This is a genomic window from Aliiroseovarius sp. xm-d-517 (genome assembly GCF_013283135.1).
GTDB classification, from domain to species: domain Bacteria; phylum Pseudomonadota; class Alphaproteobacteria; order Rhodobacterales; family Rhodobacteraceae; genus Aliiroseovarius; species Aliiroseovarius crassostreae.
In genome coordinates, this window is the sequence record NZ_WBXT01000001.1 from 1,145,739 (window position 1) to 1,171,682 (window position 25,944).

At 59.8% G+C, this 25,944-nt stretch carries 21 protein-coding genes; 12 read left to right on the forward strand and 9 right to left on the reverse strand.

Going from position 1 to position 25,944, the window contains the following annotated elements; translation table 11 throughout:
* Positions 1-20: 20 nt before the first annotated feature.
* The 5 genes from XMD517_RS05435 to XMD517_RS05455 form a co-directional block, all read right to left on the reverse strand.
* Entirely contained in the window at positions 21-1,817 is a 1,797-nt protein-coding gene (locus XMD517_RS05435) for a penicillin-binding protein 2 (RefSeq protein WP_173486513.1), read from the reverse strand.
* Positions 1,814-2,170: a cell division protein FtsL gene (locus tag XMD517_RS05440; protein WP_173486514.1), complete on the reverse strand. Its 357-nt coding sequence runs from the start codon at positions 2,168-2,170 to the stop codon at positions 1,814-1,816. Before XMD517_RS05440 ends, XMD517_RS05435 begins: the two co-directional genes overlap by 4 nt.
* A 2-nt stretch (positions 2,171-2,172) precedes the next feature.
* Positions 2,173-3,177: a 16S rRNA (cytosine(1402)-N(4))-methyltransferase RsmH gene (rsmH, locus tag XMD517_RS05445; protein ID WP_173486515.1), complete on the reverse strand. Its 1,005-nt coding sequence runs from the start codon at positions 3,175-3,177 to the stop codon at positions 2,173-2,175.
* A 1-nt stretch (position 3,178) separates the two neighbouring features.
* Complete coding sequence (mraZ, locus tag XMD517_RS05450; RefSeq protein WP_074963811.1) at positions 3,179-3,679, reverse strand: division/cell wall cluster transcriptional repressor MraZ; 501 nt, start codon at positions 3,677-3,679, stop codon at positions 3,179-3,181.
* A gap of 729 nt (positions 3,680-4,408) precedes the next feature.
* On the reverse strand, positions 4,409-5,488 hold the full coding sequence (locus tag XMD517_RS05455) for an Mrp/NBP35 family ATP-binding protein (protein WP_055192432.1): 1,080 nt from the start codon (positions 5,486-5,488) through the stop codon (positions 4,409-4,411).
* Positions 5,489-5,815: 327 nt separating this feature from the next.
* On the opposite strand from XMD517_RS05455, the gene XMD517_RS05460 reads away from it, so the two are divergent.
* Positions 5,816-6,031 carry a DUF1127 domain-containing protein gene (locus tag XMD517_RS05460; RefSeq protein WP_055191475.1) on the forward strand — a complete coding sequence of 72 codons (216 nt, stop codon included), beginning with the start codon at positions 5,816-5,818 and terminating at the stop codon, positions 6,029-6,031.
* Between the two features lie 429 nt (positions 6,032-6,460).
* On the opposite strand, the gene XMD517_RS05465 is transcribed toward XMD517_RS05460, so the two are convergent.
* Entirely contained in the window at positions 6,461-8,974 is a 2,514-nt protein-coding gene (locus tag XMD517_RS05465) for an ATP-dependent helicase (protein ID WP_173486516.1), read from the reverse strand.
* A 253-nt stretch (positions 8,975-9,227) separates the two neighbouring features.
* On the opposite strand from XMD517_RS05465, the gene topA reads away from it, so the two are divergent.
* Positions 9,228-11,807, forward strand: coding sequence for a type I DNA topoisomerase (topA, locus tag XMD517_RS05470; RefSeq protein WP_173486517.1), 2,580 nt, complete (start codon positions 9,228-9,230; stop codon positions 11,805-11,807).
* Between the two features lie 85 nt (positions 11,808-11,892).
* Here the strand turns inward: topA and XMD517_RS05475 are convergent, their stop codons facing one another.
* Positions 11,893-13,776, reverse strand: coding sequence for an SLC13 family permease (locus tag XMD517_RS05475; protein WP_173486518.1), 1,884 nt, complete (start codon positions 13,774-13,776; stop codon positions 11,893-11,895).
* A 186-nt stretch (positions 13,777-13,962) separates the two neighbouring features.
* Here XMD517_RS05475 and XMD517_RS05480 point away from each other — a divergent pair, with 186 nt between their 5' ends.
* From XMD517_RS05480 to XMD517_RS05515, 8 genes are all read left to right on the forward strand, one after another.
* On the forward strand, positions 13,963-14,676 hold the full coding sequence (locus tag XMD517_RS05480; protein ID WP_173486519.1) for a CoA transferase subunit A: 714 nt from the start codon (positions 13,963-13,965) through the stop codon (positions 14,674-14,676).
* A 27-nt stretch (positions 14,677-14,703) separates the two neighbouring features.
* Positions 14,704-15,828 (forward strand): GSCFA domain-containing protein, encoded by a 1,125-nt coding sequence (locus XMD517_RS05485; RefSeq protein WP_173486520.1) that lies wholly within the window; start codon positions 14,704-14,706, stop codon positions 15,826-15,828.
* Positions 15,825-16,655, forward strand: a complete 831-nt coding sequence (locus tag XMD517_RS05490; RefSeq protein WP_173486521.1) for a hypothetical protein — start codon at positions 15,825-15,827, stop codon at positions 16,653-16,655. Before XMD517_RS05485 ends, XMD517_RS05490 begins: the two co-directional genes overlap by 4 nt.
* A gap of 17 nt (positions 16,656-16,672) precedes the next feature.
* Positions 16,673-17,302, forward strand: a complete 630-nt coding sequence (locus XMD517_RS05495) for a 3-oxoacid CoA-transferase subunit B (protein ID WP_173486522.1) — start codon at positions 16,673-16,675, stop codon at positions 17,300-17,302.
* An 87-nt stretch (positions 17,303-17,389) separates the two neighbouring features.
* Positions 17,390-18,118: a class I SAM-dependent methyltransferase gene (locus tag XMD517_RS05500; RefSeq protein ID WP_173486523.1), complete on the forward strand. Its 729-nt coding sequence runs from the start codon at positions 17,390-17,392 to the stop codon at positions 18,116-18,118.
* 85 nt (positions 18,119-18,203) lie between these two features.
* On the forward strand, positions 18,204-19,214 hold the full coding sequence (locus tag XMD517_RS05505) for a YbhN family protein (RefSeq protein WP_371734400.1): 1,011 nt from the start codon (positions 18,204-18,206) through the stop codon (positions 19,212-19,214).
* Complete coding sequence (locus XMD517_RS05510) at positions 19,211-20,518, forward strand: FAD-binding oxidoreductase (protein WP_173486525.1); 1,308 nt, start codon at positions 19,211-19,213, stop codon at positions 20,516-20,518. The genes XMD517_RS05505 and XMD517_RS05510 overlap by 4 nt, the downstream gene beginning before the upstream one ends.
* Positions 20,518-21,261: an SDR family NAD(P)-dependent oxidoreductase gene (locus tag XMD517_RS05515; RefSeq protein ID WP_173486526.1), complete on the forward strand. Its 744-nt coding sequence runs from the start codon at positions 20,518-20,520 to the stop codon at positions 21,259-21,261. Before XMD517_RS05510 ends, XMD517_RS05515 begins: the two co-directional genes overlap by 1 nt.
* A 252-nt stretch (positions 21,262-21,513) precedes the next feature.
* Here XMD517_RS05515 and XMD517_RS05520 read toward each other — a convergent pair whose 3' ends face one another.
* Positions 21,514-22,947, reverse strand: a complete 1,434-nt coding sequence (locus tag XMD517_RS05520; protein ID WP_173487927.1) for a UbiA family prenyltransferase — start codon at positions 22,945-22,947, stop codon at positions 21,514-21,516.
* A gap of 1 nt (position 22,948) precedes the next feature.
* Positions 22,949-23,836, reverse strand: coding sequence for a lytic transglycosylase domain-containing protein (locus XMD517_RS05525; RefSeq protein ID WP_368493351.1), 888 nt, complete (start codon positions 23,834-23,836; stop codon positions 22,949-22,951).
* Positions 23,837-24,238: 402 nt separating this feature from the next.
* Here XMD517_RS05525 and XMD517_RS05530 point away from each other — a divergent pair, with 402 nt between their 5' ends.
* Positions 24,239-24,436 (forward strand): Flp family type IVb pilin, encoded by a 198-nt coding sequence (locus XMD517_RS05530; RefSeq protein WP_173486528.1) that lies wholly within the window; start codon positions 24,239-24,241, stop codon positions 24,434-24,436.
* Between the two features lie 267 nt (positions 24,437-24,703).
* Positions 24,704-25,558, forward strand: a complete 855-nt coding sequence (gene cpaB / locus XMD517_RS05535; RefSeq protein WP_173486529.1) for a Flp pilus assembly protein CpaB — start codon at positions 24,704-24,706, stop codon at positions 25,556-25,558.
* Positions 25,559-25,944 lie beyond the last annotated feature (386 nt).

Consider the following 25,944-nt stretch of genomic DNA (forward strand, 5'->3'; position numbering starts at 1 on the left):
TCGGGCCGCCCCTCGCACATTCAGTTTGAGGTGAGTGTTAGCCCAGTTGGGTCCAAAGGTTCAATCTTTGGCTTCATCCCCAAAAGCGGGGCAACCCGGCGCACGATCTCGGCCGCAACGGGAACCGCGGTCCAGCCAGCGGTGCGGCGCGGTTTCGGACCGGAGGTTTCCACCGGCTCATCCAGTGTCACGATCAGCACATATCGCGGATTGTCTGCCGGGAACATGCTGGCAAAAGTGTTGATCACCTTATCATCGTAATAACCGCCACCGGGTTTGGGCTTGTCTGCGGTGCCGGTCTTGCCCGCCACCTGATAGCCCTCAACCTCACCAAAAGAGGCGGTGCCCTCGGTCACCACTTTGCGCAACATCTGACGCGCGGCCACAGCCGAGGCTTCGCTCATCACCCGTGGGCCACGTTTGGCCTGAGTTTGCTTAAGCACCGTCGGCGTCACCGCATAGCCGCCATTGGCAATGGCCGCATAGGCAGAGGCCAGATGCATCGGGGTGGAAGACAGCCCGTGGCCATAGGAAATGGTCACGGTCGACAGCTTGCCCCATTTTGGCGGAAGCAGCGGGGTCGAGCCCTGCGCCTCAACAATCTCAAACGGGGTGCGTTCGAAAAAGCCCAGTGTTTTCAAGAACTCCTGCTGACGCTCCGGGCCGATTTCCAGCGCCATACGCCCGGTGCCCCGGTTCGAGGATTTGACAATGATGTCGCTGACGGACAGCTCACCATAATTCTTGTTTTTGAATTCCTTGATCCGGAATTTGCCAATTTTCATCGGCACACCCGTGTCGATCACGGTGTTCGGATTGACCAGACCAAGATCCATCGCCTGAATGGCGGTAAAGATCTTGAAGGTCGAGCCCAGTTCATAAACCCCCTGTACCGCACGGTTGAACAGCGGGCTGTCGGACTGATCCTTGCCACGATCCGCCACGGTCAACGGGCGCGGACGGTTGTTCGGGTCGAAATCCGGCAGCGATACCACCGAGATCACCTCGCCGGTATGCACATCCATCAGCACCGACGCCGCCCCTTTGGCGTTCATCAGCTTCATACCGCCATACAGAACCTGCTCAATGGCCGTCTGCACCGTCAAATCCAGCGACAGTTCCAGAGGAGCCCCACCATTTGCCGGGTCACGCAGAAACTCATCAAACTGCTTTTCAACCCCGGCAACACCGATCACCTCGGCCGCAGACACACCTTCCTTGCCGAAACTTGCCCCACCCAACACATGGGCGGCCAGTCGACCATTTGGGAAAAGACGCATTTCGCGGGGTCCAAACAGAAGGCCCGGCTCACCGATATCAAACACAGCCTGTTTCTGTTCGGGACTGATTTTTTTCTTGATCCACAGGAACTTACGCTTGCCGGTGAAATCCTCCAGCAGCTCTTTTTCATCAAGATCCGGGAAGATCTTGGCCAGCTCTGCCGCGGCGCGAGGCGGATCCACCATGTCGCGGGTCTGAGCGTAAAGCGCATGGGTCACAAGATTGGTGGCAAGGATCCGCCCATTGCGGTCCAGAATATCGGCCCGCGCCGTGGCAATCGCGGATCCGGCAACCTGCCCGCGTGGCTCCTGCGGCTCGGACGCGGACAGGATCGACATGCGCGCGCCCACAACCACAAACGCACTGAGGAACACACCCGCCAGCACCAAAAGCCTGCCTTCGGTGCGCAGGCGCACCCTGTCGCGGATCACCTCATGGCGGTCATTCAGGTTTTCGCGTTCGATCTGATCGGGGTTTTCCCCTTTCGCACGGGCGTCCAGAATACGGGCCAGTGGGCGCAGTGGGATCCGGCTCATGGGCGGGCCTCCTCATCGGAAATCTCGCCACTGACCTCAATGGTTTCCGTCACCGCAAGCGGCTCCTCTGACGGATAGGCGATCTGATCCACATGGCTGAACTGCTCCGGTGCGAGCGGCAACAGCCCCAGGCGGGCATAGTTGAGTTCCGCGAGATCCCGTAGCCGTTCCGGGCGATTGAGATAGGCCCATTCGGCACGCAACACCGCAAGCTCTTCCTGCATCCGGCCGATATCATGCTGCAATCCTTCGACCTTATCCAGCGCCGCCTGGGTCTTGTAGTTCTCCGAATAGGCCCAATAGGCCAATCCCATCACCACAAGTGCCGAGCAGAGGTAAAGAAAGGAACGCATTCTCAAGACCCTTTAAGAACAAGTTTCGGAAGACCGAGTTTCGAGCGGTCCACGGGGCCCGCGGGCGCATCGGTGCGGGTGGCCACCCGAAGGCGTGCAGACCGGGCGCGGGGGTTTTCCTCAAGCTCCTCGGCATCCGGCCCAATTGCCTTTTTCGGGGTAAGCTGAAAGGTCGGCACCTCTTTGGCCCGTTCGGGTGCATACCGCGACCCGCCACCACCGACCGAGGCGCGCGCCTGCAGATACCGCTTCACCACCCGATCTTCCATCGAATGGAAGGTCACCACCGCCAGCTTTCCACCGGGCTTAAGCGCGCGTTCTGCCGCCTCAAGCCCTTCGATCAACTGACCAAATTCATCATTCACCGCGATGCGGATCGCCTGGAAACTGCGCGTGGCCGGGTGGCTTTGACCGGGCTTGGCGCGCGGCAGGCATTTCTCGATCACGTCAACCAATTGCAAGGTGGTTTCAAACGGCTGATCCGTGCGCGCCTTTACAATTGCCTTGGCAATCCGACGCGAGGCCCGTTCTTCGCCGTATTGATAAAGCACATCAGCGATATCAGCCTCATCCGCCTCATTGACAAAATCCGCAGCCGACGGCCCGGACTGGCTCATCCGCATATCAAGCGGCCCATCGCGCATGAAGGAGAAGCCACGTTCCGCCATGTCCAGCTGCATCGAGCTGACGCCCAGATCCAGCACAACCCCATCAAGCGGCCGCCCGGCCAGCGTGTCGAGTTCGGAAAACGTGCCTTCGCACAGCGCAAGGCGATCACCATATTGGCCCACCCAGCCCTGCGCCATCTCAAACACCATCGGATCGCGGTCAATGCCCGCCACCCAATTGGCGCCCGCGTCCAGCAGGCCACGGGTATATCCCCCGGCCCCAAAGGTGCCATCAGCCCAATCCCCGGACAGGGTGCCAGAGTCAGAAGAGACCGCCTCAAGGAGCGGCCTCAGCAGAACGGGGATGTGGGGACGATCAGGGGTGGCAGCCGGTGTCATCTTACTCTCCTGCCCCGCCAAGCAATGTCAGCGGGTCGAAATCATCAGGTTGCTCATCCAGCCAGGCCTCGGTCCTGGCCATCTCAACCTCTTCAAAGGTCTCGGGCTTCCAGATCTGGAACGTGTCCCCCGTGGCAATGAAAAACGCTTCTTTGTCGAGGTCGATTTTCTGGCGCAGCTTGGCCGGCAGCACCAGGCGACCTGTTTCATCCACCGAGGTCGGGAAGGATTGCCCGTTGAACAGGCGCTCCAGCATCCGGCGCTCGATGGAGCCACGCGGAAGCTTGGCAATCTGCTCGTCCACCTCGTCAATGGCTTCGATGGTATAGCATTCCAGATAGTTGCGGCGGTGATCGCCGTAGACAATGACCAGATTGGGGTTGTCGCCCTCGCGATGGTCCGGGTCGCCCGCCTCAAGAACACGGCGAAACAGGGCTGGGATCGAGACCCTGCCCTTTGCATCCACCTTGTGGTGGCTTTCACCTCTGAACCTGCGTGCCACGCTACGGTCCCTTTCCTGTCCTCTCGCGGGGTCCACGTGATCTGCGTGGGGGCCCTTGAATGAAAAACGGCGAATTGATCTAGCTGCCACTGATCAATCCGCCGCCATGCCCGTTTCCGGGTGTCCAGTCGCGCGCGCCACCTGGGGGGATGTCTGCTCGCGTACGCGCCGGATCTCTTTACCTGATGAAGCGGGTGCCTGTATGAAACCTGACTTGGGAGTGTCACTGAGGTCTTAGCGCCTCGTTTGTCCCGTCCTCATCATGGATACAAGTATTAGCTTGGGAATTCATGGGATGCAATACCCCATGATGGGATTTTTGCGTCCCGAGTGCTGCAACCCCTCGCCAAGAAAGTGAAAAACTCAAGGAAATTCTAAGCTTTTTCCACAAACCTAGCGGAAGATACCAAAACGAACACAATATATAGCGCAAAATTTTGCGTGCATTTTTTCCCAATAATTCCCGTATTTTTTTCGAATGAGGCCAATTTCACCGCAAAATTCCCAAAAATACCGGAATTTTTTGCATATTCAGATGCGTTTCCCATGAGGTCCGGGCATTCTCAACCATATTTTCCCACGCCGCCCATGATTTCCCACGCGTCGCCTCAACCTGTGTCCCATCTTTTCCCAGCCCCTGGAAAACTGCCCTGACAGACCCATGCCCCACAGCAAAAGAAAACGCCCGCTCTGCGGCGGGCGTTTGGCTGGAGGGATATTTTGAGAGGGTCAGGCCAGACCACGCTCCACGAGGTTCTGCGCCACGCGGGCATAGGCCTCCGCCACCGAGCCACCTTCCAGAACCGCAGGGGATCCGGCATCCCCCGCCAGTCGCACATCCAGTGACAGGGGCAGCTCCCCCAGGAAAGGGGCCCCCAGTTCTTCGGCCTCGGCCTTCACCCCGCCATGGCCAAACAGATGCGCCTCATGCCCACAGTTCGGGCAGGTGTAAGACGACATGTTCTCAATCAGACCAAGGATCGGGATGTTCACCTTGCCGAACATGTCAATTGCCTTGCGGGCATCCAGAAGCGCCACATCCTGCGGCGTCGACACGATCACCGCGCCCGAAAGCTGTGACTTCTGCGCCAGTGTAAGCTGCACATCCCCGGTGCCCGGCGGCAGGTCGATGATCAGCACGTCAAGCGGTGCCCAGTCGACCTGAAACAGCATCTGCTGCAGCGCCCCCATCAGCATCGGCCCACGCCAGACCACCGATTCCCGGTCCGACTTCAGCATCAGCCCAATCGACATGAGCTTGACCCCATGCGCCTCGACCGGCACCAGTTTTTCACCATCGGGCGATGAGGGCCGTGCATTGGTGCCCATCATGCGAGGTTGCGACGGCCCCAGGATGTCCGCATCCAAAAGCCCCACTTTGCGCCCTTGCTTGGCCAGCGCCACGGCGAGGTTGGAACTGACGGTGGATTTGCCGACACCGCCCTTGCCAGACGCAATCGCGATGATGTTTTTCACCCCCGGCACGGCCATCGGTCCGGCCTGCGGCTTCGGATGCCCCCCGATCTTGAGGTTCGGCGCCTGCGCGGGTTTCGCGGGGGCGGCCCCATGGGCGGTCAGAATGGCGGTGACTTTCTCAACCCCATCAAGTGCTGCAATGGCCGCTTCGGCCGCGTGGCGCTGCGGCTCCATTCCGGCGGCCTGCTCAGGGGTGGCTGCCTCGATTACAAAGCTGACCGTGCCCCCGTCAACATTCAGCGCACGCACCATGTCGCGTGACGCCAGGTCCCCGCCATCGGGCAGGGCAATGGATGAGAGAACAGACATGATTTTATCGCGCGATTGGGCCACGGCCACCTCCTGCTAAAGCTGCGCCCCACATTTGGCCGCTTCACGGACGAGATACAAGGGGCCTCAGGCAATCAGCCCTCAATCCACCCTGCGGCACGCCGCCACGTGGGCGGGGGACGGCAGGTTTCGGTAACGGTTTCGTGAAATTAGGTCAGCGATACGTATGCATTTTCTGCATAGCGGCATTGTGACCGTCGGGGATTGTGCATTCGCAGCACAATCGCCAAATACCCCTCCAACGACGCCAGCACGGCGCCAACGACATTTCCGCGACTGCCCGGGCATCCCGAAGGCGCCGCACCCGAGATACGCAAAGCGAGACGCACCATGGCACATGCCACCGAAATTCTGAACGCCCACGCCGGCATCGTTGATCGTTTCTTTTCCATGCTGGAAGGCTGGAAAGAAGCCTATGCAAACCACGCGCTGTTTCGTGAAACCGTGCGTGAGCTGAGCAAGCTGACCAATGCCGAGCTGAACGATCTTGGCATCAGCCGTGGTGAGATCCACGCGATCGCCCACAAAGCCGCCTACGGCGCATGATGTTTCAATAGGTGCTGCTCCTCCTCCCTGCAGCACCTTGATTGACGGCGGGGGCTTCCTCCTCCCTGCCCCCGCCAGTCGATCCTTTTTCCGGGCCTGCGCCTCCTCCCTTATGCAGGCCCCGGGATGCGGCAGCCTCCCCTCCTCCTCCCTGGAGGCTGCCGCTCCAAAGTTTCGGATGCCTCTCCTCCCTTGGCATCCAAAATTGCAGACGGGTCGCTCCTCCTCCCTGACCCGGATGCAGCTGAGCCGGCTCTCTCCTCCTCCCTGAGAGCCGCGCCACAGAAAGAACGGCGATGCCCCTCCTCCCTGGCATCGCCGTTTTTTTTGGACTTGCGACCCAATCAAAACAAACCGGGCAAAACAAACCGGGCAAAACAAAAAAGGCGCCCCCTCGGACGCCTTTTGCATTTTTCAGACAGATCCCCCTCAGAACGGCACGTCGCCAGCCTGTTCCGCCGGAACCAGAAACTTGCCCAGCACCTTCTTGGCGCCCGCCCGGTCAAATTCGATATCGAGCTTGTCACCCTCAACCCCCATCACCGTGCCATAGCCGAATTTCTGATGAAAAACGCGGTTGCCCTGCGTGAAGGAGCTGACCGCCGCCAGATCGATCACCAGTCCTTTTGCCTCACTCGGGCTGGACTTGGCGCGCAAACGCCCGCCGGTATTGGCCTGCATCCGCTTCCATCCCGGCGAGTTATAGGCATCAGCATGCCTGGCGCGCTGTTCGATCTGCGACCCGACCCCCATATCAAAACCACCCGCCGCGGCCCCATACCCGCCCCCGTAAAGGCCGGGCGGGGTCAGCACATCGACATGTTCTTCGGGCAGTTCATCCACGAAACGCGACGGCAATTGCGATTGCCACTGGCCATAGACCCGACGATTCGAGGCAAAGGAAATCGTGCAGATCTCTTCTGCGCGGGTGATGCCCACATAGGCGAGGCGACGTTCCTCTTCGAGCCCCTTGAGGCCGCTTTCATCCATCGAACGCTGTGACGGGAACAACCCGTCCTCCCAGCCCGGCAAAAACACGGCCGGATATTCCAACCCCTTCGCCGCGTGCAGCGTCATGATCGTGACCTTTTCCTCGGCGTCGTCACTGTCATTGTCCATGATCAGGCTGACATGTTCGAGAAAGCCTTGCAGGTTTTCAAACGTTTCCAGCGCCTTCACCAGTTCCTTGAGGTTTTCAAGCCGCCCCGGTGCCTCAGGCGTTTTATCGTTCTGCCAATGGCCGGTATAGCCAGACTCATCAAGGATCATTTCGGCCAGCTCGATATGCGTCTTGGGCAGGTCCTTGGGCAGCGCGCTCAGATCCAGCGCCAGTTCCCCCGGCTGTTCGATCAGCGCATCGTCATCGGAACGAGGCAGCCCCTGCACCCGCAAAATGGCGTGCCAGCGATCCAGCCCGTCAACCAGCTCCCGGAGCCCCTTGGCCCCCTTGCCCTTGATCGCGCCCTGCTCCACCGCAAGCCGCGCCCCTTCGACCAGCGACACGCCATTTGTGCGCGCCATGATCTGGATCGTCTGCACCGCCTTGTCGCCCAATCCGCGCCGGGGCGTGTTCACAATCCGCTCAAACGCCAGATCATCCTCCTGACTGACCGCCAGCCGGAAATAGGCCATGGCATCGCGGATCTCCATCCGTTCGTAAAAGCGCGGGCCGCCAACGACGCGGTAGGGCAGACCGATGGTCAGGAACCGATCTTCAAAAGCGCGCATCTGGTGCGAGGCGCGCACGAGGATTGCGATATCGTCAAGCGAGCGCGGATCCTGGCCACGTGTGCCGGACTGCATCGCCTCAATCTCTTCACCGACCCAGCGCGCCTCTTCATCCCCGTCCCAATGGCCAATGAGGCGCACCTTGTCGCCGCCCTCAGCCTCGGTCCACAGCTCTTTGCCCAGCCGGTTTTCATTGCCACGAATGACCCCCGCCGCAGCCCCCAGAATATGTGCGGTAGAGCGGTAATTCTGTTCCAGTTTCACCACTTTTGCGCCGGGGAAATCAGCCTCGAACCGCAGGATATTGCCCACCTCGGCCCCGCGCCAGCCATAGATCGACTGGTCATCATCCCCCACACAGCAGATGTTCTTATGCCCCTGTGCGAGCAACCGCAGCCACAGGTATTGGGCGACGTTGGTGTCTTGGTATTCGTCGACGAGGATATATCTGAACCAGCGTTGATACTGCGCGAGGATATCCTCGTGGGTCTGAAAGATCGTGACCATGTGCAACAGCAGATCACCAAAATCGCAGGCATTGAGCGCCTTCAGCCGCTCCTGATACTGGTGATACAGATCCACGCCTTTGCCGTTAAAGGCCGAAGCATCCCCCGTCGGGACTTGCGCGGGGGTCCATGCCCGGTTCTTCCAATTGTCGATCACCCCGGACAAAAGTCGCGCGGGCCAGCGTTTTTCGTCGATATCCGCCGCGACAATCAACTGTTTCAGCAGGCGGTTCTGATCATCTGTATCGAGGATGGTGAAGTTCGATTTCAGCCCAACCAGCTCAGCGTGGCGGCGCAGAAGTTTCACGCAGATCGAGTGGAACGTGCCCATCCAGGGCATCCCTTCCACCGTCTGCCCCAACAGCGCGGCGACCCGATTTTTCATCTCACGCGCGGCCTTGTTGGTGAAGGTCACAGAGAGGATTTGATTGGGCTGGGCGGTGCGGGTGTAGAGCAGATGCGCAATCCGCGTGGTCAGGGCCTTGGTCTTGCCGGTGCCTGCGCCTGCCAGCATCAGAACCGGGCCGTCCAACGCCTCAACCGCTTCGCGCTGAGCCGGATTCAGACCGTCGAGATAGGGTGCAGGGCGCGACGCAGCCATGCCCAGCGCCCGCTGCGACAGCGGTATTTTCGGCGCAGCAGGCGCCATCGGGGCGGGTTCCCCGGCCTCGAACTCTTCGAACAGATCGTCGTCATCAATATCGCTCATACCGTCTCTTTAGCAATCTGGCCGCAGCAGGGAAAGGGGGCGTTCCACAAATGTTCCAGCCCTGCAGAACCGGTTTTGCTCCCCTGTCGAAATCCACGTATTTTTCCGCCCCCTTAAGGGGGCGCGACATCGCAGACCTTATTATAGAGAGAAGTGCCATTGACAACGCCCCCCTTCCGGCCACATCTAGCGTCCCCAGATACCAACCCGCTTGCATCCCGAAAGCGGTGTGATTTGTTTACATGAGGATTGCATGCCCGTCGTTGTTGTCGAAAGCCCGGCCAAGGCCAAAACCATCAATAAATATCTTGGCAAGGATTATACCGTGCTGGCCTCATACGGCCATGTGCGCGACCTGCCGGCCAAAAACGGTTCGGTCGACCCGGATCACGGGTTCGACATGGTGTGGGAGGTCGGAAACGACTCGAAAAAACATGTGCGCGCGATTGCCGAGGCGCTGAAAGAAGACAACGCCCTGATCCTCGCGACCGACCCTGATCGCGAAGGGGAAGCGATTTCGTGGCATCTGGAAGAGGCGCTGCGCAAGCGCCGCTCGATCAAGAAAGACACGCCGGTTTCGCGCGTGACCTTCAATGCGATCACCAAGGATGCGGTGCTGGATGCCATGGCCAATCCGCGTCAGGTGGACAGCGATCTGGTCGAGGCCTATCTGGCCCGCCGGGCACTGGATTACCTTGTGGGCTTCAACCTGTCGCCGGTTCTGTGGCGCAAACTGCCGGGCGCGCGGTCTGCGGGTCGTGTGCAATCGGTCTGCCTGCGCCTGATCGTCGAACGCGAACAGGAGATTGAGGCGTTCAACGCCCGCGAATACTGGTCGGTCAAGGCGGCCCTCGCCACTCCGCGCGGGCAGGAATTTGAAGCCAAGCTGACGGTGCTGGGCGGCGACAAGCTCGACAAACACAGTCTTGCGAATGAAACCGCAGCTGAAATGGCCGTTCAGGCAATTTCCTCACGCGATCTGACCGTGCGCTCGGTGGAAGCCAAACCCGCCAATCGCAACCCGTCACCGCCCTTCATGACCTCAACCCTGCAACAGGAAGCCAGCCGCAAGTTCGGCTTTGGTGCGCGCCAGACCATGTCGACCGCGCAGCGGCTTTATGAAGCGGGTTACATCACCTATATGCGGACCGACGGGATCGACATGGCGCCCGAAGCGGTCACGGCCGCACGTGACGCAATTGCCGCGCGGTTTGGTAAGGAATTCACCCCGGAAAAACCCCGCGTTTACAAGAACAAGGCCAAGAATGCGCAGGAAGCGCACGAATGTATCCGCCCGACCGATATGAACGTCTCGGCCGAGGATCTGGGCCGGCTGGAACCCGATCAGCGCAAGCTTTACGACCTGATCTGGAAACGCACGCTCGCCAGCCAGATGGAAAGCGCACGGTTTGAACGCACCACGGTTGAGATCGGATCAGACGATGGGCAGGTTGGCCTGCGCGCCACCGGGCAAGTGGTTGTCTTTGAAGGTTTCCTGAAGGTCTACGAAGAAGGCCGCGACGACGCGGTGGTCGATGAGGATGACAAGCGCCTGCCGCAGATCATGCAGGGCGAACCGGCTGACAAACGCACGATCACGCCTGAACAGCACTTCACCCAGCCCCCGCCCCGCTATACCGAGGCGACGCTGGTCAAACGGATGGAAGAGCTGGGTATCGGCCGCCCGTCCACCTATGCCTCTGTGATCACCACGATCCAGGACCGCGAATATGTGCGCAAGGACAAAAACCGCCTGTTCCCCGAGGACAAGGGCCGGATCGTGACCATCTTCCTGGTCAATTTCTTCCGCAAATATGTGGGCTATGAATTCACAGCGAACTTGGAAGAAGAACTGGATGAAATCTCGGCGGGTGAGGCCAATTACAAGGATGTGCTGACCCGGTTCTGGCGTGATTTCTCAGCCGCGATCGGGGAAACATCCGAGCTGCGCATTTCCGAAGTGCTCGACAAGCTGGACGCGGCCCTTGCCCCGCAGCTTTACCCGCCGCGCGAAGACGGCACCGATCCGCGCAGCTGCCCCAAATGCGGCACTGGTCAACTGCATCTGAAAACCTCACGCACTGGCGGGTTTGTCGGCTGCGGAAACTACCCGGACTGCAACTATACCCGCCCGATTTCCGGTGAAGGGGCAGAAGGGTATGAGCGGGTTCTGGGCGAAGATAATGGCGATGAGATCCACCTGAAATCCGGTCGTTTCGGCCCCTATGTTCAGCGCGGGGAACCGGCGCCTGAGAACAAGAAACCGCCGCGTTCGTCCCTGCCGAAACAAGGCAAGGAGTTCCTGCCCGGCTGGGGTCCGAATGAGCTGACGCTGGAACAGGCCGTGACCCTTCTGACCCTGCCGCGCACCATTGGCCAGCACCCGGACGGGGGCGCGATCCAATCGAACCTTGGCCGGTTCGGGCCTTACATTGCGCACCAATTGCCCGACGAGGAGAAACCGGTTTACGTGAACCTCAAGGAAACACTGGATGTCTTTGAGATCGGCATGAACCGCGCGGTCGAAATGCTCGCGGAAAAACGCGCCAATCCGGGCCGTGGTCGCGGACGTGCCGCCGCCAAGCCGCTCAAGGAGCTGGGAGACCACCCGGAGGACGGGGGGGCTGTGAACATCCTTGATGGGCGCTATGGCCCTTACGTGAAGTGGGAAAAGGTCAATGCGACCATTCCAAAGGATGTGAAACCCGAAGACGTGACGATGGAGATGGCCGTGGCGCTGATTGCTGAGAAATCGGCGAAAAAGAAGCCTGCCAAGAAAAAAGCCGTCGCAAAAAAGGCTGCACCAAAGAAAAAGGCCGCGGCCAAGAAGTGACGCCAATCCTGTGAACGAAAAAAGCCCCGCCGATCTTTCGGCGGGGCTTTTGCTTTTGTCTTGACCCTCTGGTCCCTCTGGCTGTTCAGAACACGACGTTCAACATGATCAGGGAAATCACCAAGAACAGCACCGTCATGATCCCCCCGGCCTTGACGAAGTCTTTCACCTTGTAGCCGGCCGGCCCCATGATCAGCGCATTGACCTGATGGGTTGGGATGATGAAGGAGTTCGAGGTTGAGATTGCCACGGTCAGTGCAAAAAGCGCGGGGCTGGCCCCGGCCGCCACCGCAATCGACACCGCCAGGGGCACCAGCAAAACCGTGGCCCCCACATTGGACATCACCAGCGAAAATCCGGTGGCCAGCACCGCAATCCCGGCCTGAAGCGACCAGATCGGCCACCCGTCCAGCGCGGTCAGGATCTGTTGCGCAATCCATTCCGCCGTGCCCGTGTTCTGCACCGCCTGCCCCAGCGGGATCAGGCACGCAAGCAGGAACACCGTATTCCAGCCCACCGCATTATACGCCTCGTCAATCGACAGGACGCGCGACAGCAGCATCCCCACCGCCCCGGTCAGCAGGCACAGCGACAGGCGCACATCGGTAAACAGGATCAGCGACAGCGAGAGGGCAAAGAACAGCATCGCCCAGCCCACCTTATGCGGGCGCAGCTCTTCTTGCGGGAAATCCGAGGTCATGATGACAAAGTTCTGATTGCCCTGCAGGCGGGTCAGGTTGTCCCAGCGGGTATGCGTCACCAGCATGTCGCCCAGCTCAAACTTCTCAAGGCCGATCTGGGTCGGCACATGATCATCGGTTTCCACATGGCTCAGCGTTTCTTCGCGCCGGTGGATCGCCAGCAGCGACAGACCATAGGTTTTGCGCAGCAGCAACTCACGCGGGGATTTGCCGATCAGGTCACTTTCCGGCGGGATCACCAGTTCGGCGATACCTGCATTGGTGGCGGCAAATTCTTCGGTGAACACATCCAGCTGGGGACACACGGTCAGCCCGTATTTCTCGGCAAAGCAGTCCACCTCCTCCTTTTTCCCGATAATGGCCAGCCGACAGGGCGCCGCAATCTCTGCGGTCAGAACCTGCACCATCGAGGTCTTGCCGCGATAGAAGGTCGAGATGATGTAAAGGTGGTTTTCCATATTCACATCCGCCAGGATCTGCCCCACCAGCGGGCTGTCACCCGGCACTTCCACCTCATAGACCGACGCGGTCAGGCCATAGACACGTTTGAGGTAATCCGAGGTGCCCTGCCCGACCGAGCTGTCACTGACCGCACCGCTTTCCGGCAGCACCCAGCGCCCCAGCAGCAGGAAATAAAAGATCCCGCTGAGCACCAGCACCACCCCCACCGGGGCCACGGAAAACAGGCCGAAAAGCTCCATCTTCTGGCCCTCGGGCAGGCTTTCATTTGCGGTTTGCAGCAAATCATTGAGCAAGATCAGCGGGGACGACCCGACCATGGTCATGGTGCCGCCAAGGATCGCGCAAAATCCCATCGGCATCGCCAGCCGATTGATCGGTATCCCCGACCGGGTCGAAATCCGGCTGATCACCGGCAAAAACAGCGCCGCCGCCCCCACGTTCTGCATGAAGCTGGAAATCACCCCAACGGTGCCCGCGACAATCGGCTGGATCCGTGTCTCAGACGCCCCGCCGCGTTGCATGATCGTGGCCGCCACCTTGTTCATGATCCCGGTCTTGTCCAGCCCCGCCCCCACGATCATCACCGCAATGATCGAGATCACGGCGTTTGAGGCAAACCCGTTGAACAGCTGATTGACGTCAGCCAGATCGGCAAGAGACGGGTGATAGCTGAGGATGCCCAGGATGACGAGAACGAGGATGGCCGCCAGATCAATCCGGACAACCTCTGAGACAAACAAAAACACGGTGAAGCCCAACATCGCGCAGACCACGCCCATCTCGAATGTGAATACCAGCTGCTCCATTGCCCCTCCGTCAATTGTGGTTTTCTAATTGTGAGCAGAAAACGGCCAGACGCAATAAAATTGCGTAAAACACTGCGAATTCGACAGGGTAGAAATACGCGAAACCATCATTTTCGCCCCAGCTTCGTTGACAGTGCCCCCTCGTCGCGCCAGAACATTTCTCAGAACTGACGAGAGGACACTTTCATGAAAAAGGTATACGGCTCGGCGTCCGAAGCTCTTGATGGGCTTCTGTCTGACGGAATGCTGATTGCCGCTGGCGGCTTTGGCCTGTGCGGCATCCCGGAACTGCTGCTGGAAGCAATCAAAGAGAGCGGCGTCAAGGATCTGTCCTTTGCGTCCAACAACGCTGGCGTCGATGATTTCGGCATTGGCATCCTGTTGCAGACCAAACAGGTGAAAAAGATGATCTCGTCCTATGTGGGCGAAAACGCGGAATTCATGCGCCAATACCTGTCGGGTGAGCTGGAGCTGGAATTCAACCCGCAGGGCACCCTGGCCGAACGGATGCGCGCCGCCGGTCACGGCATTCCCGGCTTCTACACCAAAACCGGTGTGGGCACCGTGATTGCCGAGGGCAAGGAACACAAGGATTTCCCCACTGGCCCCAATGGCGAGATGGAGACCTATATCATGGAAGAAGGCATTTTTGCCGACCTCTCCATCGTGAAAGCCTGGAAAGCGGATGAAACCGGCAACCTCGTGTTCCGCAAAACCGCCCGCAACTTCAACCCGCCCGCCGCCATGTGCGGCAAGATCTGCGTGGTCGAAGTCGAAGAGATCGTGCCGACCGGATCGCTGGATCCCGACGCGATCCACCTGCCCGGCATCTACGTGCATCGCATCATTCAGGGCGCGCATGAAAAGCGCATCGAACAGCGCACCACGCGCGCGGCCTAACGGCAATTGTCGTAACCGGAGGATCCCATGGCCGACACCCCCCAAAACTCTCCTTACCAAGGACGCCCATCGCGCAGCTTCTGGCGCGGTGGGGTGGTGAAGGCCGGGGCCTATCCTCCTTCTGACCTGTTTGAGCCGAAATTCCCGGTGGATCGCGAGATGAAAATTTTCACCGCCGGGAGTTGCTTTGCCCAGCATGTGGGCCGGGTTCTGCGCGAAAACGGCTTCAACGTGCTCGATGGGGAGCCCGCCCCCGAAGGGATGCCGCTGGAGCTTGCGCAAAAACATGGCTACCGGATCTATTCGGGCCGCTATGGCAATGTCTATACCGTGCGCCAGATGCGACAGCTTCTGGCCGAAGCGCAGGGCGAATTCATCCCGGCGACCCCGGTTTGGGAAAAAGCCGGACGCTTTTATGATGCCCAGCGCCCGAATGTTGATCCACGCGGGCTGGCCTCGCCAGAGCTAGTGGAAAAGGCGCGCGACCAGCATCTTCATATCGTTCTGAACATGCTCGCGTCAGCGGATCTCATGGTCTTCACCCTGGGCCTGACCGAAGCTTGGGAACATATCGAAACCGGCACGATCTATCCCACGGCCCCCGGCACGATCGCGGGTGATTTCGACCCTGAAGTCTACCGGTTCAAAAACTTCCGCGCCCATGAGGTGCGGGCGGATTTTGAGGCCCTGCGCGATGCGTTGAAAGCCATCAATCCGGGGCTGAAATTCCTGCTGACCGTTTCCCCGGTGCCGCTGACCGCCACGGCCAGCGACCAGCATGTGCTGCCCGCAACCGTCTATTCCAAGTCGGTTCTGCGCAGCGTGGCAGGGGAACTTGCAATGGATTTCGACGATGTGGACTATTTCCCGTCATTTGAAATCATTTCCTCCCACCCTGCCCCCAAAAGTTTCTTTGAAGACAACCTGCGTTCGGTCACCCCCGAAGGCGTGGGGCGTGTGATGAAACTGTTTTTAGCGAGCCACGGCGTCGCCTCGGCCGAGGGTGATGAGGACGGTGGCGATGACGCCCAGAAACGCGACCGCCTCCGTGCCCTGCGCAAGGCCCGCCGCGCCCGCCGCAAAGGGGATCAGGAAAAATCGCAGGCCGACGTGGTATGTGAGGATGAATTGCTGGAGGCGTTCAACAAATGACCTCTGACCTGCCACAAGAGACCGCGCAGCACAGGGTGCTGATCATCGGAAACTCCCATGCCGGTGCGCTTCGCAGCGCGAAAGAGGCGTTCGAAACGCTCTACCCTGAGGTCTCGCTGAGTTTCTTCGCCTCCCCCGGCACCAGTTTCAAACGCGGTCGGCCGGACAAGGAGAACAATTTCGTTCCCAAGCTGTTTGGCGACGACGACGCCGCAACGGTTGTGGCCATCAACGGGTGCGACAAGATCAGCCTGAACGGGTATGACCACATCCTTGCGGTCGGACACCGCCCGGATCTGTTCGGCCTTTGTGGCCTGGCCGGCCAAGAGGGTGGTTTCGGCATGTTGGATCTCGATACCGAGGCGCCGCATTTCCTGTCGCGCGAGTTGGTCGAGGACTGGCTGGATCACATCCTTGATCCTTGGGTGAAACGGATGGCACGGCTGTTTGGCACGCAGACAGGGTTCTCTTTCACCGACGCGCCTTACCGCTCTCTGTCCATGCTGGACGAGGGGGAAACGCGCCGCGAAGCACAGCAATTTGCCCAGTTTCAGGCAATCCCCTTCCTGGAAGAGTTGATGACAATTTACGACCAGAAACTGGCGGCAAAACTCTCAGATCACGGCTTTGGCCTCGTGCAGCAGCCACTGCAGACCCGGGCCGCCCCTTTTGCCACCGATGCCCGCTTCTGCCGCGGGGCTGCGGATGCGGCAGGGGACGAGATCTCGGTGGATCACCGGCATATGAACGCAGCCTTCGGGCTGGAGATACTGACAGAATTTGCAAACAAACAGCTCGGCCTGCCGGTCAGGACGAGCAACGGATAACGAAGGAAGGAAACAACATGGCTTGGGACCGCAATCAAATGGCCGCACGTGCCGCGCAGGAACTGCAGGACGGGTGGTATGTGAACCTCGGCATCGGCATCCCGACGCTGGTGTCCAACTATATTCCCGAAGGTGTCACGGTGACGCTGCAGTCGGAAAACGGCATGCTGGGCATGGGCCCCTTCCCGACCGAAGACGAGATTGACGCCGACCTGATCAACGCGGGCAAGCAGACCATCACCGAACTGCCGCAAACCACCTATTTCGACAGCTCGATGTCGTTTGGCATGATCCGCGGCGGCAAGATCGCCATGGCCATTCTGGGTGCGATGGAAGTGGCGGAAAACGGCGATCTGGCCAACTGGATGATCCCAGGCAAGCTGGTCAAAGGCATGGGCGGCGCGATGGATCTTGTGGCCGGTGTTGGCCGTGTGGTGGTGGTGATGGATCACACCAACAAACACGGCGACAGCAAAGTTCTCAAGGAATGCACCCTGCCCCTGACCGGTCAGAAAGTTGTCGACCGCATCATCACCAATCTGGGTGTGCTGGATGTGGTTGAGGGCGGGCTGAAAATCGTCGAGACCGCCGACGGCGTGTCTGAAGACGAGCTACGCGCCGCCACGCAGGCGACCATCGTCAACTGAGCATTGCCCCAGATGGATCACGAAAGGCCTCCCATTCGGGGGGCCTTTTGCGTTGCCCCTGCCCCTGTTCTCTCATAGATAGAACGCATGACCGGACAAAACGATAATGGCTGGGGCAGTTCCGCCAAAGCCTGGATTGCTGATATGGGCAATCAGGGCGATCACGGACGTGGGCATGTGCTGGATGAGCCAATGCTGGCTCGGGTGAAACAGGCCGCCCCGCGGGACATGGTGGATATTGGCTGCGGCGAAGGCCGGTTTTGCCGGATGATGCCCGCGTTGGGCGTGACCCCCACAGGCATCGACCCAACGCCCGAACTCATCTCGCATGCCCGCACCTGTGAGCCGGAGGGGCGGTATGTTGAGGCCAGGGCCGAAGACCTGCCCTTTGCCGACGCCAGCTTTGACCTCGCCGTTTTCTACCTGAGCCTGATCGACATTCCCGATATCCGCGCAGCCATCCGTGAGGCCACCCGCATTCTGAAGCCCGGCGGGCGCATTCTGGTCGCCAATCTCGCAGCTTTCCTCACCGCCGCCCGGCATGATGGCTGGGCCCGTGCCGAAACGGGGGCGCAGGTCCATATCACCGGCTATCTGAAAGAAAAGGTCTACTGGACCCAGTGGCGTGGCATTCGCATCCGGAACTGGCACCGCCCGCCGCGCGACTATATGCAGGCCTTTCTCGACGAGGGGCTGCGCCTGACACATTACGACGAGCCTGCCTCCTCCCACCCGGATCCCGAGATCAAGGCGCGGTATGATGAAGCCGCTTATTTTGTCATTATGGAATGGCAAAAACCGGACCCGGAGTATTGACGCAGATTTCGGGAAAATCCCTCGCCTTTCCCTTTATTGTTTCATAATCTCGCCGCATTCTCCTGCCAGATAAGCGGCAATGACCATGAGCAGCACCCATACCGTTTCTGCGGGGCGCACGCCCCCTTCGCGCCGGCTGCGCGACACCCTGATTTTGGCGGGGCTGTTTGGCCTTGTGCTGCTGGGGCTGTTCGGCCTGGCCGCGGCAACCGGATGGGAGGAAACCAGGGCGCAGATTGCCAAGCTGTCTGCCTGGCAGATTGGGGTCCTTCTGCTGCTGTCTCTCGTGAACTACCTCTTTCGCGGTTTGCGCTGGCATGTGTTTGCGCGGCGCCTTGGCCTGCCCACCGGGCTGGTGCAGGATCTGCGCCATTTCCTGGGCGGCTTTGCCATGTCGGTCACTCCGGGCCGGGTCGGTGAACTGGTCCGTATGCGCTGGCTCAAACGTGAAACGGGGTGGAGTTTTGAACGCACCGCCCCCCTTGTGCTGGTGGATCGCGCCTCGGACCTGACTGCCATGGCGCTGATCCTTGCGCTGGCCCTCTCATTTTCGATGCATGGCATCGCGGGCGGCACCCCGGTGGTGATCCTTGCGCTGATTGCGGGGTTTGTCGCCACCCGCCCCAGGCTGCTTGGCTGGCTGGCCACCACGGGCCATCGCATCACCGGGCGATTTGCCCGGGTCTGGGTGCGGGTCCGCAGGGCCGCCACATCGCTTGCGGCATTCACATCCCCGCTGCTGATGACCACCGCCGCGCTGATTGGCATGATCGGCTGGATTGCCGAAGGCTATGCCTTTCACCTGCTTCTGGTCTGGCTTGGCTCTGATATCGGCCTTGCAGCCGCAGTTGCCATCTTTGTGTTCTCGACCCTGGCCGGTGGGCTGACCGGCGCGCCCGGTGGCGTGGGCGGGGCAGAAGCCGCGATGATTGCTCTCCTGGCGCTGGAGGGCGTCCCGCTGGAGGTCTCGGTGCCTGCCACCGCCATCATCCGCGTCACCACGCTGTGGTTTGCAATTGGCATCGGCCTGCTGATCTTTCCCTTCGCAGAACGCCACTCGCTGAAACATACCCGTCACGAAAGACCCGCCCAATGAGCTGGAAAACAACTGAATATAGCGGCTGGGGCCGTGTGCTGAAAGCAGCGGGCGAACTGGCCCGACCGGAACGCGCCAATGCGCTGGAGGCCGCCAGCCGTGAAGGAGGCCCCGCGATTGGCAATTGCCGTTCCTACGGGGATGCGCCCCTGAACTCGGACGGCCGCGCCATCGACATGACCCGCATGAACCGGATCATCGCCTTTGATGCCGAAACCGGACAGGTGACGGTTGAGGCCGGGATGACCATTGGCGATCTGGCCCATGTGTTTGCCCCACAGGGCTGGATCCCGGCCGTTCTGCCCGGCACCGGCTTTGCCACGATTGGCGGGTGCATCGCGCAGGATGTGCATGGCAAGAACCATCATAACAGCGGCAGCTTTGGTCAGCATGTGCTGTCGGTGACACTGGTTCAGAACGGAACGCGGGTGGTCGCCACCCCCGAGATCAATCCTGACCTGTTCCGCGCCACCATGGGCGGCATCGGCCAGACCGGGGTGATCGCCGAGGCGACGCTGCAACTGAAACCCTGCCCCGGTGACCTGATGATGGTGACCGAACAGCGCGCATCCGGGTGGGATCAGCATATTGCCCTGCTCGATGCCTCCACCGCCAGCTACTGCGTCGGCTGGATCGACGCCACCGCAACAGGGGCGGCGCTGGGTCGGGGGATCGTAGAAGAGGCGGAGCTGGCCAAGGGGCTGCTGCCCCGGGCAAAATCCCCAAAATCCGTTCCGCGCGACGCCCCGTATTGGGCCCTGTCTGCCCCGGTTGTGCGCAGCTTCAACGCGGCCTATTTCCGCAGGGTGCCCAAATCCGGCAAAAGCTCGGTCAAGCGGATCGACGATTTCTTCTTCCCGCTCGACAAGATCCATGACTGGAACCGGCTTTACGGAAAACGGGGCTTTTACCAGTTTCAGAACGTGGTCCCGCTGGATCAGGTCGGCATCCTGAAAGAGATGCTGGCGCGCATTGCCGATGCCGGGCTGGCCTCTCCGCTCGCAGTGCTCAAACGCATGGGCACGGGGCGCGCGGGGCATATGTCCTTCCCGATGGAAGGCTATACACTGGCGGTGGATTTTCCGGCCCGTGACGGCGCGCGAGAGCTGATTGCCCAGCTTGAGCACATGACCGTTCAGGCCAAGGGGCGGCTCTACCTTGCCAAGGACGCCCTGGCCACGGGGGCCGCAATCAAGGCGATGTATCCCGAGCATGGTGACTGGGCCCAGATTGCCGATGCCGCCGACCCGGAGCGCCAGCTGGAAACCGACATGACCCGCCGACTGGATTTGAGGAACGCATGATGAGCGACGCAAACGACACCTGGATCATCCTCGGCGCAACCTCCTCCATGGCACGTGCCTTTGCCCGAAAGGTTGCAGATCAGGGCGCGTTCGTGCTGCTGGCTGGGCGGGACATGAATGATCTGGAGCGCAGCGCAACAGATCTGCGCACCCGTGGCCTGCATGCCGATGCCATTCATTTCGATGCCCGCGACCCCGAGAGTTTTGCGGCCATCATCTCTCGCGTGAGCCATGTCTCTGGCGTGATCAACGCGGCGGTTTTCGTGGGGTCGATGCCTCCGCAGGCGCAGATCGACGAAGACCCCTCTTTGATTGACGGAACGGTCACAGACAGTTTCACCGGCCCCGCCCGTTTTCTTCAAATGCTGGCCCCGCTGATTGAAACGCGGGGCGCTGGCACTGTGGTTGGTGTGGGATCAGTTGCCGGGGATCGGGGGCGGATTGGCAATTATGTCTACGGCGCGGCCAAGGCGGGGTTTGCCACATACCTCTCGGGCCTCAGAAACCGCCTGACCCGCGTGGGCGGGCACGTGGTTACGGTCAAGCCTGGTTTCGTCGACACGGCCATGACCTGGGATGTGGAGGGCATGTTTCTGGTGGCATCCCCTGACAAGGTTGCCGGGGATATCCTGAAAGCCGTCGAAAAGAAACGCAATGTGATCTACACACCGTTTTTCTGGCGCTACATCATGCTGATCATTCGCCATATCCCGGAAGCGATCTTCAAGAAGATGTCGATCTGACCCCGCTTCTGGAGCGAGGAGGGTAAGGGGCTCTGCCCCTCGCCTCTTTGAGGCTCACCCCGAGGTATTTTCAGCAAGAAAAAGGGCGCGCGGCTGAGGCGAGTGGAATTTCGGCCGTGGAAAAGCTGCCATTTTCTGGTTCTCAATATCCTCGCCGAAGGCAAGAAAACCATCAAGAAGCCGCAAGGACATCGGTGCAGACAGGCAGGCCCCGCAGGGAGCGGGCCTAGAGGGCTGCGGATACGGTCCGGGTTAGCCCAGCCCCATCCACCTGTGCCACAGCCCGGCTGCATAAAACATGATCGAGATTGAGATCAGCATCAGGCCCACGCCACGTTTGTCGCGCATTGCAAAGACAATCGGATCGTAATCCATCTTGCCCAGCCACCCGAGCCGCACCATGCGGATCATCCACCACGCCATTGGCACCTCGGCCACCCAGATCAACCATTGGGTTTTGTAAAGCCCAAGCGCCTGATCGGTGAAGGAGTAAAGGAAGAAAGCCAGCAGCGCGGCGACCACCCCCAACCCTGCCACATTCAGCAGGTCGGAACGATCCGGACGGCCATAGCCCCGGCCCGGCAACCGTTCATCATTGGTGGCAAGTGTCAGTTCGGTCAGGCGCTTGACGCACCCCAATGCCAGGAAGACCGGGAAGATGAAGACAAGCAGATAGCCTGACACATAGATCCCGGTGGCTGCGGCACCTGCCACGACACGCAAGGTGTAAAGGCTTGCCAGCACGGCAATATCCACCCACCGCATCTGCTTGAGCTTCAGCGAATAAGCCAGGGAGAGCATCATGTAGAAGGCCACCACGCCCAGAAAGGCCGTCGACAACAACGCGGCCAGCACCAGTGCGAACAGGGCAAGCGCCGCAAATGCCACCATGCCCACCTGGATCGGCACGGTGCCGGCGGCAAAGGGGCGTTTGCATTTTTTCACATGCAGGCGATCCGCTTCCAGATCCAACAGGTCATTGACCAGGTAGATCGACGAGGCCGCCGCGGAAAAGCTGAGGATCCCAAGAAGGGCGAGAATGATCGTATGGGCAGAGAAATCATGGGCCGCAATCAAGGGCAGGAACAGCAACACATTCTTGACCCATTGATGTGGGCGAAAACTTTTAATAAGCGCGCTCGCAGTCCAGCCACCGGGCAATTCGCGCACCTCTTTTCCCAACGCGCGCATCACTTCGGCGGATCCGGCATCGCCCACCACATAGGCCACATCGCCCCGTTTCCAGATCGCACAGTCCACGGAGGCATTGCCTGCATAGTCAAACCCTCCCTCGCCAAAAAGCTCCACCAGGGCGTCGGCTTTGGCACGTCCTTTCAGGTTGTTGTGCCCCTGCGTGGCCAGCACCCTTTCCGACAACCCATGCTGTTCGGCCAGCGGTTTGACCAAAGAGATATGCGAGGCGGAGGCAAGCACCACTTCGCGCCCCTCGTCCAGGGCCCGTCTGGCCAGCTCCAGCACCGGTTCGGAAACCGGCATCAGGTCCATCCGCAGCGGCGCGATCTCAGCTAGCGCCTGCTTCAACGCAGCTGGGTTGGTAAAATTGGCAAAACTTGCGCGCAGCGTGGCAAGCGGATCACGCCCCAGCCCGGCCCAGAACCCTTCAAACAACAGATCGGTGCGCAGGAAAGTTCCGTCCACGTCCAGAACAAGGGGCTTCACGGTCATCTCAGGATCCTTTCACGGCAAAAACACAGCCATCGGTCAGAAGGTCCGGCGGGGTCATGCAAAGCCCCCGCGCCACGCGCCACGCGCTCAGCACTTTGGGAATATAGGCGCGGGTTTCGGCAAATGGGGGCACACCGCCATTCGCCGTCACCGCATTTTCGCCTGCGTTATACCCGGCCATCGCCAGGATGGGGTCCCCGTCGAAATGTTCCATCAGCCAGTTCAGATAGGCCACCCCGCCCTTGATATTCTCCTCCGGGTTGCCCGGCTCTTCAACACCAAAGCGGGCGGCGGTCGCCGGGATCAGCTGCATGATCCCCTGCGCGCCGACAGAACTGACGGCATCCGCGCGCCCGGCACTTTCCACCGAGATCAAGGCCAGCACCCAGGCCGGAGAGACATGGGTGCCGATCGTGGCCTTCAGAATATCAACGCCATGGGCGGTCGCAATCTTCTGTAAATCCTCAAGGCGCGGCCCGGTCAGGGCACCCTGCCCCGCTTGTCGCTCCAACACCGCAAGCGCCTGCTGCAGATTGGCAGCTCCCCCCTTATCGCGTTTTGGCGACACCTCTGCCCAGAACCACTCATACCCATGCGCTGAAAGCGCGCCATCCGTCGACACGTCGGCGTCAGAGGTCGCGGCCTGTGGCTGTTTGTTGGCTGGGGCAAGACGGCGAGCCTGTTCAGCGGGATCAATCTGCACCCGGATCCGTTTACCGGAACCGGTTGGGACGGTTTCTCGTTTGAACGTAAATTCCGGGAAAGGCGGCGGCGTGTCCTCTGCCTGAACAGCCCCCCCATGAAAGGACAGGGGCAATACGGACAAGGTCACCGCCAACAGGGTGACCCTGATCCCGCGTCGCGGAATATCATGGGGAGGATGCAACACTGCTCTTGCCGCCTTATGTGACCGCCCGTGGCCCGGACGAGGTTTGGTCAGGGTTTTCCCTGATTTCTTGTCTTGTTTTGTGCCAAATCCTAAAGAAATTATCCAGAATTTCCTTTCTATTTGATGCAAAATTCAAGCAATTCGCGCGGCAAAAATCAGAAATGTTAATTTTTCTCATTTTTATTTCGTTCATTTTCAGTGACTTACAACATTTCCGCCGGAAAAAATTAAGATCCTCAAAAACGAACGAAACCTGCCCAACTCTTGCCCCAATCCGAAGGCTTATTACTAGCCATGCCGAGCGGCGCAAAGGGTCACCCACCAAGGATCACACAAGATCAGGGGATCACAGGGCCGGTTCGAAAGTAACACTGAACAACCTACCTTTCGGAGGGACAACCTATGAAACTCTTCAACCTGATCAACCGCTTCAAAGCTGACGAAGATGGCGCCGTGACCGTGGACTGGGTCGTTCTGACCGCTGCTATCGTGGGCCTCGGCGTGGCTGTGCTGACTTCGGTCTCCACCAGCACCGACGCACTGGCCACCAAAGTGTCGAGCAAAATCAACACCATGAGCGTCAAGCTCCTGACCAAGTAATGGTCGCTCTGGCACAGCCAGATGTGAAATTTGGATCAGCCGCGCCCTTTCTTTGGTGCGGCTTTTCCCGTTTTAAGTAAACTGTGCCTCTTTAAGTAAACTGTGCCTCGCTTTACGGGGATTGTTGAAATATTAACGGTTAATCCGGCTATTATTCACGATCTGTCCACAATATTGCCCTAATCATCCGGCAGGTTGTTGGCGTATTCGTTCCCAGCCGCTCAGATCGGCCGGTCAAACCGTTCCAAAGTTGTGAAAGGAAATTACATGCGAGCCGTATTCGGATTGGTATTGGTCCTCGGCGTGGCCCTGGCCGGCTTCGCGGTTTACCTTGCCCGCGACTATATCAGCGCCTATCAAGCCCAGCTTGAAGCGGAACGCGCGGCTGCTGCGGCCATTGTGCCCACGCTTGAGGTTTTCGTCTCCGACAAACCCCTGACCTATGGTCAGCGGATCACCCAGGAAGACGTGCGCGCCGTCAGATGGCCGGAAGATGCGATCCCGGAAGGCACTTTCACCAGCCTGGAAGAATTGTTCCCAACCGAACAAGCCCCCTATCGGACCGTCACACGCGCGATGGAAAAAGATGAAGCCCTGATGATGGTGAAGCTGACAGACCCGGGGCAGGATGCCGGGGTGCGGTCGCGCCTTGCATCGGGAATGCGCGCCTTTGCCATTCGGGTGGATGTATCATCCGGTGTGTCGGGTTTCCTGCGTCCGGGCGACCGCGTGGACGTGTATTGGAGCGGCCAGATGCCAAGCTCTGAAGGTGGATCGCGCAATGTCACCAAGCTGATCGAAGCCTCGATCCAGTTGATTGCAATCGACCAGATGGCCGACAGCGATCGCGCCTCTCCGACGATTGCCCGCACCGTCACGGTTCAGGCCACCCCCCGCCAGGTTGCGGCCCTCGCCCAGGCACAATCGACAGGCAAACTTTCTCTTTCTCTTGTCGGCCTGCAGGACAAAACCGTCTCGGGCACCGTCGAGATCGGCCAGCGAGAGCTTTTGGGGCTGACCGAGGAAGAAGCACCGCAGCCGGTTGCTGAAAAATCCTGCTCGATCCGCACGAGACGTGGCAGCGAGTTTGTCGAAGTGCCGATCCCCTGCCCGACGCAATAAGCGGCACCGATGACAAACTGTCCCCTGCGACCATGATGAGCAGAAGGTCGAAAGCGTTACGAAACAAGATCAGACGGGGCCAGACTGGCCCCGTTTTGTTGCGGTGAAACAACATGCATTCTTGCGGCCAAACGAAAGCGTTTCGGGATAAACTTGACATACATGTTTGTTCCGAAACGCCCACGACTTTGATATCTCATGCCGCGTTTCGCCGTTTCCCTGACTCAGGTTAAAGTCGAAACGCTTTAATGATTCTTGCAAAAAAACAAAAACTGTCGCATGCTCGCGGACAAGTGGGCGAAATACACCGGACCAACCGGACCTTCAGCCGCGAACGGAACCGTGTAACAGCATGAGATTTCGTTCTGACAGGCAACGCGGATTGA